The following is a 13,646-nucleotide window of genomic DNA, read 5'->3' as shown; positions in this document are numbered from 1 at the left end:
GCAGAGGAGAGCCCTATGGGCAAGGTGGTCATGTACAGCTCGGTGTCGGTGGACGGCTTCGTCGCGGACGAGAATGACCAGCCCGGACCGCTGTTCGAGTGGTTGACGAACGGTGACGTCCCGTTGGACGAGAGCGGCGTGCTGAAGGTGTCGCAGACGTCCTATGACTACACCCGGCCGTACTGGGACCAGATCGGCGTCACGATCGCCGGCCGCCACGTCTTCGACCTGACGGACGGCTGGGACGGGAAGCCTCCGGGCGGGATCGACCACGTGGTCGTCGTGTCGCACCGGCCGATGCCCGAGGGTTGGGACCCCGAGGCGCCGTTTCCTTTCGTCGACGGCGTCGAGGCAGCCATGGCCAAGGCGCAGGAGCTCGCGGGTGACCGCGTGGTCGAGGTCGCCGCCGGCGACGTCGGCGGCCAGATGCTTGCCGCGGGCCTGGTTGACGAGGTGCGCATGGACGTCGTACCCGTCGTGTTCGGGTCCGGCAAGCGCTACTTCGGGTCGGTCCACGCGCAGCACCTGTTGGAGGATCCTGACGTGGTGATTCGGGGCAACCGGGTGCTTCACCTGCGCTATCGGGTGCGCCGTTGACCGAACTGAGCGGGTAAGCGAAGAGGTCCCTTGCGAACGGTGGCTCAAGATTTGATCTCCTCGTCCGCTTGGGTGGAGCGGATTTCCGTGCGGCCCTCTGGCACTTCCGGCGACGGCGAGGTTGTCCAGCTCCGTTGTAACCGTCAACCAATCCCGGTAACGACCGAGGCCAAAGACAGGAGCAACGCGCCCAGCGCCCCGACAGAACCGTACAGACGCACCTCACGCCGGCCGTCGTGTTGGCGGACATAGCGCGTGGTGGCCGCGGCAAAGGCCAGGCCACCAGCGATGAACCAGGGCCCCCACAGGTAGAGGTACCAGCGGGTCAGCAGGACGAGATCAGGCGCGACCGCGCGCGCCCCAGCCTCGACCAGCACTCCGTGGACCACGAACTGGCATCCGTGCCAGACGAGCAGCACGGTCGCGCCGCCGCCGCAGAACACCAGGAGTCGGCTCGTCCACTTGCCGCGACGGCGCGTCAGACCGATACCGATCACCGCTCCGGCGAGCTTCAGGAAACCGGTCACCCACAGCACGGCCAGGAACCACGTCACCCGGTCATGGGCAAGCTTCACCAGTGACGGAGCCACCGTCGCCTGCACACCGAAGGTGCCGCCCAACGCCCAGACGAAACTGGGGACCGCGAAGAGGAACCCCCATGCCGCAACGGCGAACCCGGGCCACGTGCCCAGTCGGAGGCGGAGTGGCCAACTCAGGGCCGGATGCACTGCATCGCCCAAGGAATGCTTGATCGTCACGACCCCACCGTTGCCGAACCTCGACGAAGGAGCCTCGTTCGCACGAACGATCACGCTCCCCCGCGCGGGGGAGTCACCTTTGATCCCGCCGACGGCTGGACGAGCCGCCGGCCTGCCGGTCGACGGCGGTGGCGGGTGGCAGCACGCTGCTCGGTACGTGCTGTCAGCTGACCCTGGAGACGAAGCCCTCTACCGCCGCAGTGAAGGCCCGCGCGTCGTCCAGCCACGGGTAGTGACCGGCGCCCGGCTGGACGGTGAGTGTCACGTGGGGGAAGAGTGACGCGGCATCGGCGGCGGACCTGGCGGTGGGCCACAGGTCCCTCTCGCCCGCGAGGAGCAGTACCGGGCAGGACAGGGCACCCAGGCGGCGCCGGAGTTCCTCGGTGTCGGGCGTGTAGTCCTTGTAGAAGTGCTCGCTGACGGGGAGCGCACGCTGGGCGGAGTCGGCGGCCGCGTGGGCGCGGGCGGCCTGGTCCCAGCGGCCGTACATCAGCGGCTCGAAGGCGAATCGGTACGGCGCGGCCTCTGCGAACGTCTTCGCGGTCTTCATGTGCCGGTGCGCCGCCGCGGCCTCTGCGTGCCAGGGCTCGGCCGCGCGGGCGGCGATCACCTCCTGCTCGCCGGTGTCGGAGGGCAGTCCGACGGCGGCGAACGACGGGGTGACCAGGGTGAGGCTGGTGAGCCGGTCGGGGTGGGCGGCGGCGTAGAGCATGGCCAGGCTGCCGCCCGCGGAGTGGCCGAGCAGGTCCACGCGGTCCAGACCGAGGTGGTGGCGCAGTGCCTCGACGTCGGCGACCAGGCGGTCGACTCGGCAGGTGGCCAGGTCGGCGGGCATCGCCGAGGCGCCGGTGCCGCGTGTGTCGGGCAGGATCAGGGTGCGGTGGGCGGACAGTCCGCCGAGGTCGCCGAGGTATTCGGCGGCGCGGCCGGGGCCGCCGGGGAGGCAGAGCAGCGGCGGGCCGTCGCCGAGTGAGCGGAAGGCGAGTGTGGTGCCGTCGTACGAGGTGAGAAATTCCATGGCGGACAGCCTGCGGGGTACTGGTCAGACCCGGCTATCGTTCAGCCACGGCTAAACGATCAGAGGGTAGGGGTGGGCATGGCGGTGGAGATCCGGCTCTCGGCGGCCGAGGTGGCGCGGGTGCGGCTCGCTCTGTCGCCGCTGGCCGAGACGGTGTTGGGGGTGCGGGCGGCGCTCGGTGTCGGTGGGCACGAGGTGCACCGGCCGTGGGTGCGCGAGGTGCAGCCGGTGCTCGCGCAGGAGCCGGAGTTGCCGTTGCTGCGGACGCTGCTCGAAGGCTGTCTGCCGTCGTTCCTGTTCCCGGTGCCGCAGGAGCGCCTGCCGGCGTTCGAGGCCGAGTTGGCGGGTTTGCGGGCGATGGACCCGGCGTACGTCGCGGAGGAGTGCGTCGCCGCGTTCGGCTCCGCCCGGGCCGGGAAGCTGCCGGGGCCGGCGGTGCTGCTGGAACGGGTCGCCGACGCGCTGACGCGCTGCCACGCCCGGCTGGTGGCGCCGCACTGGGGGCGGATGCGGGCCGTGCTGGAGGCGGACCTGGGCCGACGCGCGCTGGCGCTGGTGGACGGCGGGGTGGAGGGGCTCTTCGCTCAGTTGCACGGCGATGTGGTGTGGCGGGAGGGCGAGTTGGTGGTGCACGGGCGCCGCCGTCCGGATGTGGTGTGGACGGTCGAGGCGGAGGGACACGGGCTGATGCTGATCCCGTCCGTCTTCGGCTGGCCGGACGTGATCGTCGACTACTCCCCGCGCACTGCCGCCTCCATCCGCTACCCGGCGTCCGGTGTGGGGCTGCTCTGGGAGAAGCCCCGCGCGACGTCCGCCGGCCTCACCGCCGTCCTCGGCCGAACGCGCGCCGCACTGCTCGCCGAGCTCGGCGAACCGCTGAGCACCCCCGATCTCGCCACCCGCCTGGGTGTGACCGCCAGTGCCGTCTCCCAGCACCTCGGCGCGCTGCGCGGTGCGGGGCTGGTGGCGACCCGCCGCACGGGCCGTACGGCGGTACACCTGCGTACCCGTACAGGCACGGCGCTCACGGCCGAGCCGCTGGGCTGACCCGGGCCGGCCTCGCCCTCAGTCACCCATCACATCGTGCCGGAGGCATCCGACCGCGATCTCTCCCCGACAAGGCGCCAAGCCGGCCTCGCGATCGGCGATCGGCGATCGGCGCTCGGCGCTCGGCGAGGAGGCCTACCGGCGCGTCAGCCCGTGGCGGTCGGCCCAGTCGCTGATCGCCGCGGCGAGTTCCTCGGGGCGGTCCTCGGGGGAGTGGTGGCCGGCGACCCCATGGCGGGAGATCTCCAGGCCGGCGATGTTCTCCTCGCACCAGGCCACCGTCCCCTGGTCGGTCATCGCGCCCGGTCCCGGCTCGAACGCGGCGAGCAGCTTGGGCGTTTCGGGGCTGGCGGCGAGCCAGGCGTCGTAGCGCTCGACGCGGGCCACGACATCGGCGGGCTCGTCGTCCAGCGGCATCATGCGCGTCCACGCCAGTATCGGACGACGGCTCTGTGGGCTCGGGAACGGGCGGCGGTAGACCTCCAGGTCGACGGGGTCGAGCGGGGTGGCGAGCGTGCCGGGGAGCCCCTCGATGAACAGCGACTTCTCCAGGACCATCTCCTCGCCGACCCCGGGGGTGCGCAGGAGGGTGAACAACTCCCGCCCGGCGGGCGGGAATTCGTCGCCGACGAGAGGCTTGATGATCGTCTCGGTGAAGGCGAGGCCACGGACGCGGCCCGGGAGGCGGGCGGCGCGGTCGAACGCGAGGGCGCCGCCCCAGTCGTGGCCGACGAGGACGGCCTCGTCGAGCCCGAGGGCGTCGAACCAGGCGTCGAGGTAGCGGGCGTGGTCGTCGAAGGAGTAGGCGAGGTCGGGTTTCCCGGAGTCGCCCATGCCGATGAGGTCGGGGGCGAGAAGGCGGCGACCGGGCGCGGCCACGCCGGGCAGGACGTTGCGCCACAGGTGGGAGGAGGTGGGGTTGCCGTGGAGGAAGACGAACGGCAGGCCGTCGGGGTCGCCGGACTCGCGGTAGTGGAGGGTCGAGTCGAGGACGGGGAGGGTGGGCATGGCGGTGTCACTTCTCTTTCGGTGATGGGGAAAATTCAACGGGGAACGCGTATCGGGGACTCGTCGCGCGCGAGTCAGAGGTTGAGGCTCAGGACGCGGTCGACGGCGATCTCGATGACGACCAGGTCCGGTGGGGCGGGCGGGGAGGCTCGATAGCGGGCGGTGTATCGGCGGATCGCCTCGGCCAGGTGTACGGGGTCGTCGGTGACGGTGGCCCGGCCTTCGAGAGTGGCCCAGCGCACGCCGTCCACCTGGCAGAGCGCGACACGGGCCACCGGGCCGGCTGCTGCCACGTTGCGGGCCTTGCGGGCTCCCGCCCGGGTGGTCACGCGGGCCAGACCGGTGGCCGCGTCGAAGGTGAAGCGGACGGGGGCGACGTGCGGGGTGCCGTCGGGGCGCAGGGTGGTCAGCGTCGCCGTGTGGGGGCGGGTGAGGAACCCCTGCATGCCACCCGGGAGTTCGACGGTCGCCCGGCTCACTTCTTCTTCACGCCCTCGTTCCAGATCAGCTTGGCGATGTTGGGCTTCACTGCCGTGGTGATGACGCCCATGGCCGTTCGGACGTACCGCCGCTCCTCCAGCTCGCGCAGCATGCTCGCGGCGAGGTCGACGCGAGCGGTGAAGACGCCGTCGGCGCTCGTCTCGGCAGTGCGGTAGTCGGTGACGACGGGGTGCTCGAAGAGGCCCGAGGGCCGTACGAGGGTCCAGTCGAGGTCCGTGGCGCGGATCTCGGCCTCCATGCGACGCATGTCCTCGTGGAGGGTGCGGCCCAGACGTCGGTTGACCAGCGGGTCGAGCACGTGGTTGAAGAAGTGCGCGCCGGTGGGGCGCCAGTTCGGATCGGCGATGCTGGAGCTGACCACGAGCAGCGGCTTGATGCCGTGGCGGGCCATGCCCTCGGTGATGGCGGTGGCGCTCGCCGAGTACGTGGTGATGGTGTCCTTGCTGAAGCGCGCACCCAGCGCGGACAGGACGGCGTCGGTCCCGCCGAGCGCGGCGTGGACAGCCGCCGGGTCGGTGGCGTCGGCGACGGCCACCGTGAGACCGGGCCGCGCGGAGAGGGAGCCGGGCCGGCGGGTCACTGCCACGACCTCATGGCCGGCGGCGAGGGCTTGGTCGGTGAGGTGGCGGCCGGTCGGTCCGTTGGCGCCGAAGACTGCGATACGCATGATGCCGGGCATCCCTTCGTGTGATGGTCGGAACGCCCTTGACTGTGCCGATCACGAAACGCAGGCTCAACGCTGATGAATAACGCCGCCCCTGCCCCCGCCCGGACCCGAGGCCGCCCGCGAGGCAACCCGCCGACCCGCGAGTCGATCGTCTCGGCGGCCCGCGCTCTGTTCCTGGAACGCGGCTACCGGCGCACCACCTTGCGCGCGGTGGCCGGGCACGCCGGAGTGGACGCTGCGCTGATCTCGTACCACTTCGGCTCGAAGAAGGGCCTGTTCGCGGACGTGATGCAGTTCCAGTGCGCCAACGCGCTCGCGGTGGACGACGTCCTGGGCGGCGACCCGGCCACACTCCCGGGCCGTCTGATCGACGCGGTGACGGATCTGTGGGAGGACGCCGACTTCCGTCGGCTCACCGAGCAGGGCGACGAGGCCGCGGAGGTCATCCGCGAATACCTGGAACACGAGTTGCTGGCCCGGCTTGTTGAATTTCTCGGCGGCCGGGATGCGACCGCCCGCGCCACGGCCGTGGTGACCATCCTCGGCGGCCTCATCTACACCCGCTACCTCAACCCCCTCCCCACCCCCGCCACCCTCACCCCCTCCGAGACCCGCCGCGCACTGATCCCGGCACTCCGCGCAGCCCTGGGCCCCCGGCCGCGCACCGCGTGACGGCTGCTCGGGGCGCCCACGCGGAGACGAAAGGGATCAGCGAGCGAGGGGGGGGCACAACAGCTACAGCGAGCAGGGACTGCATTGAAGTCGCGCCAGAACCCGAACGCCGAGTTCTGGCACAACTGCCGTGAAGGCGAACCGATCCGCGGCGTCCGAGCCCGCCTTGACCGTGTGCGCGATGCGGTGCGGTGCCCGCGCAGAGCCCCATACCGTCTGTGACGGCCGCGGCTTGACTCGACCGTCTGCCGGGCCTACCAGCACGCCGCCGGAATGGCGTACGACTCCCGCAGTAACCGTTCCTACCTGCGTATACGCGGGATCAAGGCCACCATCCCGGTCCCGGCGGACAGGGTCCGCAACCGCCTGGGTCGCCGATCGCGCGGAGGTCGGCCGCCGAAGTTCGACAAGGACGACTACAAGCAGCGGCACGCTGTGGAGTGCGGGATGGCCGTAACCATCACTCTCACACGGGTCCTAATCGTACGGCGGGCCGATGACCGCTTGGCCGATCTGCTCGGCCAGCCAGGCGGCGTAGCTCTGTGAGTCCCCGGTCTCGCGGACGTCGACGCACACGGTGTGGGTCCCGATGTGTCGGGTGGTTCCCGCGTCGTCGCAGTTGAAGACGAGGGTGACCCCGTCGTGTTCGACCCGCCCGTCGTACCCGCGCTCTGGCACCGCGGGCCAGATCACCTGGTCCCAGCGGATCGAGCCGTATCTCGCGCCAACCAACGCGGTGAAGGCGTCCTCGACGCTGCCGACCGGCTGGTCCAGCATCGACGCCCAGAGCGGGAGCAGGGGAACGAGGCCATCCGCATCCTCGGAAAGCTCGGCCGCGTGCCAGTCGCACCGAAAGCCCGCCTGCCCGTCACTGAACTCCCTCGCCCAGAACTCTTCGTTCTCCGTGCGGAACCAGGCATCCGGCAGCACCCGACGCAATTCCCACACCTCCGCGACCGTGCAGAGCTCCACGTCCACCGATACCTGGGCGTAGTCCCGATCGCCCAGCGCGAGGAGCCGGCGCCCCGTGGCGAGGGCCGCTGCCGGGTCGGACGTGCGGAAGACGGGATAGGAGACGCCGTTGGACATGTGAGCACCCTGCCACACGTCGATGCTGGCCAGCATCTGCGTTTCGATGCCTGTGACCAGCACTTTCACGACGACCCCAGTGCCGCATCAGGCAACGCTCGCCCCGTCCTGCCGGACGGGTTCCGCTTAGTCTCGCGGGGTGCATTCCCATCTGAGCTTCGAGAACCCTCCCGCGCTGCCTCACGATGTGGTGGTCGAGACGCTGGAGCGTGCTCTGTGTGACCGTTCGGCGGAAGGCGAGGCGGCGGATGTGCTGGTCGGGGCCGCGCTGAACGACGACGACGCAGAGTTCGTCGAGCACTGGTGCGTGCAGGTGGGGACGCGGGCTGTGTCGGGCAGTCCGTTGCTCGGGCTCGCCGGCCTGTGCCTGGGGCACACCGCCCGGCGCTTCGGGCGCCTCAGCGATGAAGCCCTCGCGCTGGCGCAGTCGCTTTCGACGCGGGCCGAAACCGACCCGGCGGACGTGGACGGCCGGGCCGTCGACGGTTACGACGACGTCCGGAGCTTCCTGCACCGTTGGTGACGCAGTCTGCTGCCGTGGCGGGTCAGGCGGCGTCGGCCCTGCTCACCAGGGCTTTGAAGCGCTTGTCGGCGGTGTGCTTGTTCCGCCAGATGACGCGATGGGTGCGCCCTCAGGTCGGTGTGGTGGCGGGCCGGTGACGGCCGTGTTGTGGTCCGACCTTGGGGGTGCCGAGGGGAGGGCGCGATGAGGCGTGTGGGGGCGTGCTCTCGTTGGCTGTGGTTCGTTCGCGGGCTGTCGTGGGTTCTGGTCCACTGTGGTGGTGAAGTGGGTGAGGAGGACGGTCGGGGGCGGGAGGGGAGGGGCGGCAGGGCGGTGGATGTTTCCCGAGGGCCACCGCCATGCGAGGTTCGCTCCACTGCTTCTCGTGTTGACGTTCGTCAGTGGCTTGGTCGACGCGGCGAGTTTCCTCGGGGTCGGCCGGGTCTTCGTGGCCAACATGACCGGCAACGTGGTCTTTCTCGGGTTCGCGCTGTCCGGTGTCGCCCAGCTGTCGGCCCTGGCTGCGGCCGTGGCGTTGACGGCATTCGTGTCCGGGGTACTGGCGGGCGGTGCGTGGCGTCGGGAGGCGGAGGCGGGAAGGCTATTCGTGCCACTGATGGCGGTGCAGACGTTCTTGGTCGCGATCGCCCTTGCCGCAGAGGTGGCGGGTTGGGGGCGCTACGCGGTGCTGGTCCCTCTGGCCTCCGGCATGGGCCTGCAGAATGCTGTGGTGCACCGTTTGGGCGTGCCTGATCTGACGACCACTGTCATGACCCGGACCTTGACGGGGCTGGCGGCGGACCGCCCGGGGCCGGCGACTGTGCGGCGTGGGGTGTCGGTGGCGTTGCTCGCCGCAGGTGCCCTGTCCGGCGGGCTTCTGTATGCACGCACCGGAGTGGAAGGGGTGCTCGTCGCGGTCCTGGTGCTGTTGATCGTTGTCGTACTCGCCGCAGGCCGGTGGCGTTAGAGCGGGAGGCTGGTCGTGCCGGCCGGTCCGGCGCTCTCGCGTCGGTCTGCCTTGGCAGAACGGCGCCGCCCGGTGGCGACGCCTCCCGCGTCTGTGTCCGGTGCTGTCACGGTCGCCCAAGCACTGGCCGGCCCGCGCCGACGCGTACGACTCGTATCTCCTGATTCCCGCGCCCGCGGGCGCAGCAGGGGTACGTGGGCGTGTCGCTGCCTGAGGCTGAGGTGGTCGCGGGGTGAAGGGAGGCGTACAGGGGGGAGGGCTGCATCGAGGAGTTGGCGCGACGGCACCCGCCTCTTGGCCCGGGAATTCGGCCCCGGATCCAGACACCTCGTCCTCCCCTCTTCGCTGCCGCACGTCTCGTACGCGTCGACCTCACCCAGCCCACACCCTCGCCGACGTCGCGGACCGCGTCGTGCCCGTTCCGCCACTCCGCCTGCCACCTGCTCGACGTACTGATCGCGCTGTATCCAGCTCCCGCGCCTACGGTGGCGTCATGAGCGACCCGGAGAAGAACAAGGCCACAGCCAAGGCGTTCTACGACCTGATGTTCAACCAGTGTCGGCCCGCCGAGGCGATCGACCAGTACGCCGGCGACACCTACATCCAGCACAACCCGCACGTCGGTGACGGCAAGCAGGCGTTCATCGACTACTTCGAGCGCATGGCGGCCGAGTACCCCGGCAAGCACGTCGAGTACAAGCGAGACTTCGCCGACGGCGACCACGTCATCCTGCACTGCCACCAGACCTGGCCAGGCGACGAGGACTATGCGGGCATCGACATCTTCCGCTTCGACGCCGACGGCAAGATCGTCGAACACTGGGACGTCCTCCAGGCCATCCCACCCACCTCCAAGAATGAAAACACCATGTTCTGAGCGGATCTCCGGAATCACCGACATGGACGATGAAGCGCCCGACGGGGCCTGGTCGCTCTGCTCCCCGCTCGCGCGGGGATGGCCCTCACGGGCACTGGGTGGCCGACGGCACCTGCATCCGTTCCCCGCTTCGCCCGGGCCGCGGGCGGTCGGCGTGCGGGAGGGGTGGTCGGGGATCCCGCACGCCGGACGGGTTCAGTGGCCGGCGGCCGGGCCGACCGGCTGGTCCCAGTCGATGCGGTGGCGCCAGGTCGGGCCGAAGTTGCGCTCGGGGTTCATGGCGACCTTCACCAGCACCCGCATCAGTACCGGCATGACCGCGGCCGCGACGGGCCCGGGGGCCTTGACCCGGTTGACCCTCCTGGCCTGCGCGGCGATCTGCTCCACCCGGGGGCGGCGGGCCCGCTCGTAGGCGCGCAACGCCTGCTCGACCGGCAGGTCGCGCAGCGCCCGGGCCAGCTCGACGGCGCTCTCGGCTGCCAGCGAAGCACCCTGGCCGGAGCTGTTGGACGGGGCGTGCACGGCGTCGCCGACCAGCACCATCCGGCCGCTGTGCCAGCGCGGCACGCTCGGCATGATCCACACCGAGCCGTTGACCTGGAGTTGCTCCGGGTCGACCGCACGGACCAGAGCGCCCCCGGGGGCGTCCTGACCGTATGTGTCGCGCAGCACCCGCAGCCACTGTGCCGCGGGGACGGTACGGGCCTCGCTCAGGCGCATCGGGGTGTCGTGCGGGAGGTTGAAGCCGATCCGGGTGCGGCCGTCGGCCTCGCGCCAGTAGAGGTAATAGGCCCGCCGGCCGAACGCGAAGTGCGTGACGCCGGCCGGCCCGGGGACGGGGTGGTCCACCGCCGCCTCGAAGCCGAGGACGCCGGTGTACTGCGGGCCGGGTGCGCCGGGGTCGATCAGCGCCCGCACCGTGGAGTGGACTCCGTCTGCGCCGATGAGCAGGTCCGCCCGGGCGCTGCCGCCGTCTGCGAAGTGCGCGGTGACCCCGGTCCCGTCCTGCTCGGCGCCGGTCAGGCGCTTGCGGTGTTCGATGCGGATGCCCTGCGCGGTAGCGGCCTGGTGCAGCACCCGGTGCAGGTCGTTGCGGTGGATCTGCAGCGGCGGGGCGACACCGTCGAGCTGCGGGATGGTGATCTTCTTGCTGGCGAACGACAGTGCCGTACCCACGATCGGCAGGCCGATCTCCGCGACCTCCCGTCCCAGGCCGAGGAGTTCGAGTGCTGCCTGGCCATTGGGTGCCAGCGTCAGGGTGCCGCCGACGCCCTCGGTGGGGCTCGGGTAGGCCTCGTACACGGTCGCCTCGATGCCGGCCTTGCGCAGCGCCATGGCCGTCACCGGCCCGGCGATCCCGCCGCCGACGACAAGCGCGGTTCGTACCTTGCTCGTCTTGCTCATGTCTGTCATCTCTCCCAACGGATGATGCCTCCGGGGCGCGCGTGCGCACCGGGGCGCGGTGTACCGCCCGGGTGGAGAGTCCGGCTATCGTTGCCGTTGCCATCTCGTGGCCGGATTCTCCTGTCCAGGTGACTGGTTCGGGATACGACGGGCCCGGCGTCGGTGCTGCAACACCACGCCGGGCCCCCTTGATCAGCTCGCCGAGGGCGCCCCCCGGTCCTCCGGCCCCGGCATCGCGGCCGGGGCCCGACCGGTCGTCTCCCAGGCCCGCCACTCGGCCAGGCCCGGGAACGATCCGGACGTCAACTCCTCGAGCAGCGCGCGAACCCACGCCTGCTCCGCCTCGCGCATGGCGATCTCGTACTCGTCCTCGACCAGGAACAGCCGCGGCACGAAAGCGGCGTGCTCGGCCGCGGCCGCGCGCAGCGCCTCGGTGCCCTCCTCCAGAGCCGCGAGGCGCTCCCGCAGCAGGGCTGCGGCCTGGTCGGGGCCCACGACCGCGAACACCGACAGGCCCGCCTTGAACCGGCGTGGCTCCGCCTGCGGGGTGGAGATCAGCTCCCGCACCCAGTCCAGCAGCTCCGCGCGGCCCGCGTCGGTGATCCGGTAGACCGTCCGCTCGGGCAGGGCGCCCTCCCGGCCGGATTCCGCGACCTCGATGAAGCCGTGCCGGGAGAGGTTCCCCACCACCGTGTAGAGAGAGCCGATCTTGATCTCCATGTCGGCCTCCTTCCCCCGGGCCCGCAGCACCGAGGCCACCTCGTAGGGGTGCATCGGCCGCTCCAGTAGCGACGACAGCACCGCCAGCCCGAGCAGATTGGAAACCTTGCGCCGCTTCACCACAGCTCCATAGTCGTATCCGAGTACTCGTCTACGAGTATAGGGATCGACGGGATCCGCGTCATCCCCTCGGCCCGTCGTGTTGTCCCACAGGGGTGTTCCCGTCCCGGCGCTGCCGCCGCCGGCGGCCTGGACACCGATCGGCTCACCTGCCGTCACCAACGTTGGCCCACCAGCGCCAACCCCCACCTGCTGGTCACGATCACGACAGACCCTCAACCGCCTGCGCCAGGACCGGATCCTCAACGAAGCGTTCGCAGCGAAAGCCCGTGGCGGTGGCGCAGCGGGTCCGGCATCATCCCGGTGTGATCGTGATGCAACCCGTTTTGGAGATCTTCGCCGCAGACGACTTCGCGCTCTGGCCGGTTCGCGAGTACGAGTCGTACGGCTACCTCGTACTGGACGGGAAGCTGACTCCCGCGGAGGTCGGCACGGCGGTGAAGCGGATCGCCGACTGCAACGACTTCGAGCCGGAGGAGGAACACGGGCCGTGCCCGACCGACCCGCTCGGCGCTTTCCTGCACGGGCTGCTCACCATGCCCGACCTCTTCGCCGCCGGCGGGTTCCGGGTGACTGACACAGCTACCGGCACCGTCTTCGTCGAGCCGGGCTGCTGCAACGGCCTGGAGACGTGGCGGGACTGGCGGGAGGTGCTGGACGGCACCGGCTTCTCCTCCTTCGGCCACGACCCGTCCTCGGCGGCCGAGCGTGTCGGCGACAACGTCCGGCTGACTCTCGACGCCGACGCCGACGCGAAGGACGGAAGCCCGGTGATCGCATTGCCGGTGGACCAGGTACGCGCGCTCGTCACCGGTGCCGAGGCGGACTTGCGGGACTTCCACAGCCTTGCCGGCGCCTGGGCCGAAGAACAACTCCCGACACACGCCGCCGCCGTCACGGCCGCCTTGGCCCGGGCACTGGACCTGGAGCCCACAGCATGACCAGCTTCCTGACCCACCGGGCGCGTGTGCACGACGCTCGGCTCCCCGTCCACCGGCGGCACAGCGCGCTGCGCACCTGCCTCACCGTTTTCGCTCCGTACGGCCTGCGGGCGACGTACCACCATCTCACGCTCAGCGCCGCGATCCCCCGACGGCTGGAGGCGGACCCGGACGCGCTGGCGCGGGCGGTGGAGGAACTGCACGAGGCGCGGGTGCTGTGGCTCGCGCGGGCAGGGGAGTACGCCGTGCAGCGTCGCGCGGAGAAGCAGGCCGGGCGGCGGGCCGTACCGAACCCTCGGCCGTGGTGGCTGCGGAGCTGGTGGGAGAGCCCGGAACGTGCATGGTATGAAGCCCCGTTTCGCCACCCGTCGCTGCGACTGCCCGAGTACGTCCGGCGACAGAACGCGCTTCTGGACGGCGCCGATCTGCCCGGCTGCCCGGCTTGTGGGGACGAGGGACCGCGAGTGCTGAACTCGACCGGGCATGGCCGGGTCGAGCTCTGCCGTGGGTGCGCGTGGGCGCTGGCGCCATGTCCGTGCGGCCGCCGGCACCGGTTCGTACCGGATACCCCGTTCAACTGGAACGGGATCTGGCGGCGGGCGCACATGAGCGATGACGGCACGCCGAACCCACACTGGCCTACGAGATAGCGACTCGGATGCCGCACGGCGAACGCTCGGGAAGCCCAGGCCCGTACATCACGACGAACCCACCCGCAGGACCACCACGGCCAAGGGCTGACGTACAGGATCCGGCCT

Annotated in this window: 16 protein-coding genes; 8 read left to right on the top strand and 8 right to left on the bottom strand. The window is 70.8% G+C overall.

Annotated features, from left to right (window positions below; genetic code table 11):
- Positions 1-15: 15 nt before the first annotated feature.
- Positions 16-597, top strand: a complete 582-nt coding sequence (locus ACWGN5_RS00245) for a dihydrofolate reductase family protein (protein WP_453510172.1) — start codon at positions 16-18, stop codon at positions 595-597.
- A gap of 143 nt (positions 598-740) precedes the next feature.
- Here ACWGN5_RS00245 and ACWGN5_RS00240 read toward each other — a convergent pair whose 3' ends face one another.
- A complete protein-coding gene (locus tag ACWGN5_RS00240; protein WP_453510171.1) occupies positions 741-1,355 on the bottom strand; it encodes a DUF3995 domain-containing protein in 615 nt (204 codons plus the stop codon).
- A 163-nt stretch (positions 1,356-1,518) separates the two neighbouring features.
- Positions 1,519-2,373: an alpha/beta fold hydrolase gene (locus ACWGN5_RS00235; RefSeq protein WP_453510170.1), complete on the bottom strand. Its 855-nt coding sequence runs from the start codon at positions 2,371-2,373 to the stop codon at positions 1,519-1,521.
- 78 nt (positions 2,374-2,451) lie between these two features.
- Here ACWGN5_RS00235 and ACWGN5_RS00230 point away from each other — a divergent pair, with 78 nt between their 5' ends.
- Positions 2,452-3,420: a DUF5937 family protein gene (locus ACWGN5_RS00230; protein WP_453510169.1), complete on the top strand. Its 969-nt coding sequence runs from the start codon at positions 2,452-2,454 to the stop codon at positions 3,418-3,420.
- A gap of 135 nt (positions 3,421-3,555) precedes the next feature.
- Here ACWGN5_RS00230 and ACWGN5_RS00225 read toward each other — a convergent pair whose 3' ends face one another.
- Genes ACWGN5_RS00225 through ACWGN5_RS00215 form a run of 3 tightly spaced genes read right to left on the bottom strand, consistent with a single transcriptional unit; the run spans position 3,556 to position 5,596 of the window.
- A complete protein-coding gene (locus tag ACWGN5_RS00225; RefSeq protein ID WP_453510168.1) occupies positions 3,556-4,467 on the bottom strand; it encodes a haloalkane dehalogenase in 912 nt (303 codons plus the stop codon).
- A gap of 35 nt (positions 4,468-4,502) precedes the next feature.
- Positions 4,503-4,874: a pyridoxamine 5'-phosphate oxidase family protein gene (locus ACWGN5_RS00220; RefSeq protein WP_453510614.1), complete on the bottom strand. Its 372-nt coding sequence runs from the start codon at positions 4,872-4,874 to the stop codon at positions 4,503-4,505.
- A gap of 29 nt (positions 4,875-4,903) precedes the next feature.
- Positions 4,904-5,596 carry an NAD(P)-dependent oxidoreductase gene (locus ACWGN5_RS00215; RefSeq protein WP_453510167.1) on the bottom strand — a complete coding sequence of 231 codons (693 nt, stop codon included), beginning with the start codon at positions 5,594-5,596 and terminating at the stop codon, positions 4,904-4,906.
- 75 nt (positions 5,597-5,671) lie between these two features.
- On the opposite strand from ACWGN5_RS00215, the gene ACWGN5_RS00210 reads away from it, so the two are divergent.
- The gene (locus tag ACWGN5_RS00210; RefSeq protein ID WP_453510166.1) at positions 5,672-6,268 is read left to right on the top strand and encodes a TetR/AcrR family transcriptional regulator; all 597 of its coding nucleotides are present in this window, start codon (positions 5,672-5,674) and stop codon (positions 6,266-6,268) included.
- Positions 6,269-6,745: 477 nt separating this feature from the next.
- Here the strand turns inward: ACWGN5_RS00210 and ACWGN5_RS00205 are convergent, their stop codons facing one another.
- A complete protein-coding gene (locus ACWGN5_RS00205; protein ID WP_453510165.1) occupies positions 6,746-7,426 on the bottom strand; it encodes a hypothetical protein in 681 nt (226 codons plus the stop codon).
- Positions 7,427-7,496: 70 nt separating this feature from the next.
- Here ACWGN5_RS00205 and ACWGN5_RS00200 point away from each other — a divergent pair, with 70 nt between their 5' ends.
- The 3 genes from ACWGN5_RS00200 (at position 7,497) to ACWGN5_RS00190 (ending at position 9,703) form a co-directional block, all read left to right on the top strand.
- Positions 7,497-7,880, top strand: a complete 384-nt coding sequence (locus ACWGN5_RS00200; protein ID WP_453510164.1) for a hypothetical protein — start codon at positions 7,497-7,499, stop codon at positions 7,878-7,880.
- Positions 7,881-8,244: 364 nt separating this feature from the next.
- A complete protein-coding gene (locus ACWGN5_RS00195; protein WP_453510163.1) occupies positions 8,245-8,826 on the top strand; it encodes a YoaK family protein in 582 nt (193 codons plus the stop codon).
- Between the two features lie 493 nt (positions 8,827-9,319).
- Positions 9,320-9,703, top strand: coding sequence for a nuclear transport factor 2 family protein (locus ACWGN5_RS00190; protein WP_453510162.1), 384 nt, complete (start codon positions 9,320-9,322; stop codon positions 9,701-9,703).
- A gap of 195 nt (positions 9,704-9,898) precedes the next feature.
- Here the strand turns inward: ACWGN5_RS00190 and ACWGN5_RS00185 are convergent, their stop codons facing one another.
- Positions 9,899-11,107 carry an FAD-dependent oxidoreductase gene (locus tag ACWGN5_RS00185; protein ID WP_453510161.1) on the bottom strand — a complete coding sequence of 403 codons (1,209 nt, stop codon included), beginning with the start codon at positions 11,105-11,107 and terminating at the stop codon, positions 9,899-9,901.
- Between the two features lie 192 nt (positions 11,108-11,299).
- On the bottom strand, positions 11,300-11,947 hold the full coding sequence (locus tag ACWGN5_RS00180; protein ID WP_453510160.1) for a PadR family transcriptional regulator: 648 nt from the start codon (positions 11,945-11,947) through the stop codon (positions 11,300-11,302).
- A gap of 314 nt (positions 11,948-12,261) precedes the next feature.
- Between ACWGN5_RS00180 and ACWGN5_RS00175 the strand changes: the two genes are divergently transcribed.
- Positions 12,262-12,888, top strand: coding sequence for a hypothetical protein (locus ACWGN5_RS00175; protein ID WP_453510613.1), 627 nt, complete (start codon positions 12,262-12,264; stop codon positions 12,886-12,888).
- Complete coding sequence (locus tag ACWGN5_RS00170) at positions 12,885-13,538, top strand: hypothetical protein (protein WP_453510159.1); 654 nt, start codon at positions 12,885-12,887, stop codon at positions 13,536-13,538. The genes ACWGN5_RS00175 and ACWGN5_RS00170 overlap by 4 nt, the downstream gene beginning before the upstream one ends.
- Positions 13,539-13,646: the final 108 nt, after the last annotated feature.

It is taken from the genome of Streptomyces sp. NPDC055815 (genome assembly GCF_053616475.1).
Note: the sequence above shows the minus strand (reverse complement) of the source record. Positions and strands in the feature narration are given on the sequence as shown.

Bases quoted from the DNA above. Each gene is read 5' to 3' on its own strand.
- ACWGN5_RS00245 (WP_453510172.1), top strand. From the start codon at position 16: ATGGGCAAGGTGGTCATGTACAGCTCGGTGTCGGTGGACGGCTTCGTC.
- ACWGN5_RS00235 (WP_453510170.1), bottom strand. From the start codon at position 2,373: ATGGAATTTCTCACCTCGTACGACGGCACCACACTCGCCTTCCGCTCA.
- ACWGN5_RS00230 (WP_453510169.1), top strand. From the start codon at position 2,452: ATGGCGGTGGAGATCCGGCTCTCGGCGGCCGAGGTGGCGCGGGTGCGG.
- ACWGN5_RS00220 (WP_453510614.1), bottom strand. From the start codon at position 4,874: ATGCAGGGGTTCCTCACCCGCCCCCACACGGCGACGCTGACCACCCTG.
- ACWGN5_RS00215 (WP_453510167.1), bottom strand. From the start codon at position 5,596: ATGCGTATCGCAGTCTTCGGCGCCAACGGACCGACCGGCCGCCACCTC.
- ACWGN5_RS00210 (WP_453510166.1), top strand. From the start codon at position 5,672: ATGAATAACGCCGCCCCTGCCCCCGCCCGGACCCGAGGCCGCCCGCGA.
- ACWGN5_RS00190 (WP_453510162.1), top strand. From the start codon at position 9,320: ATGAGCGACCCGGAGAAGAACAAGGCCACAGCCAAGGCGTTCTACGAC.
- ACWGN5_RS00185 (WP_453510161.1), bottom strand. From the start codon at position 11,107: ATGAGCAAGACGAGCAAGGTACGAACCGCGCTTGTCGTCGGCGGCGGG.
- ACWGN5_RS00175 (WP_453510613.1), top strand. From the start codon at position 12,262: ATGCAACCCGTTTTGGAGATCTTCGCCGCAGACGACTTCGCGCTCTGG.
- ACWGN5_RS00170 (WP_453510159.1), top strand. From the start codon at position 12,885: ATGACCAGCTTCCTGACCCACCGGGCGCGTGTGCACGACGCTCGGCTC.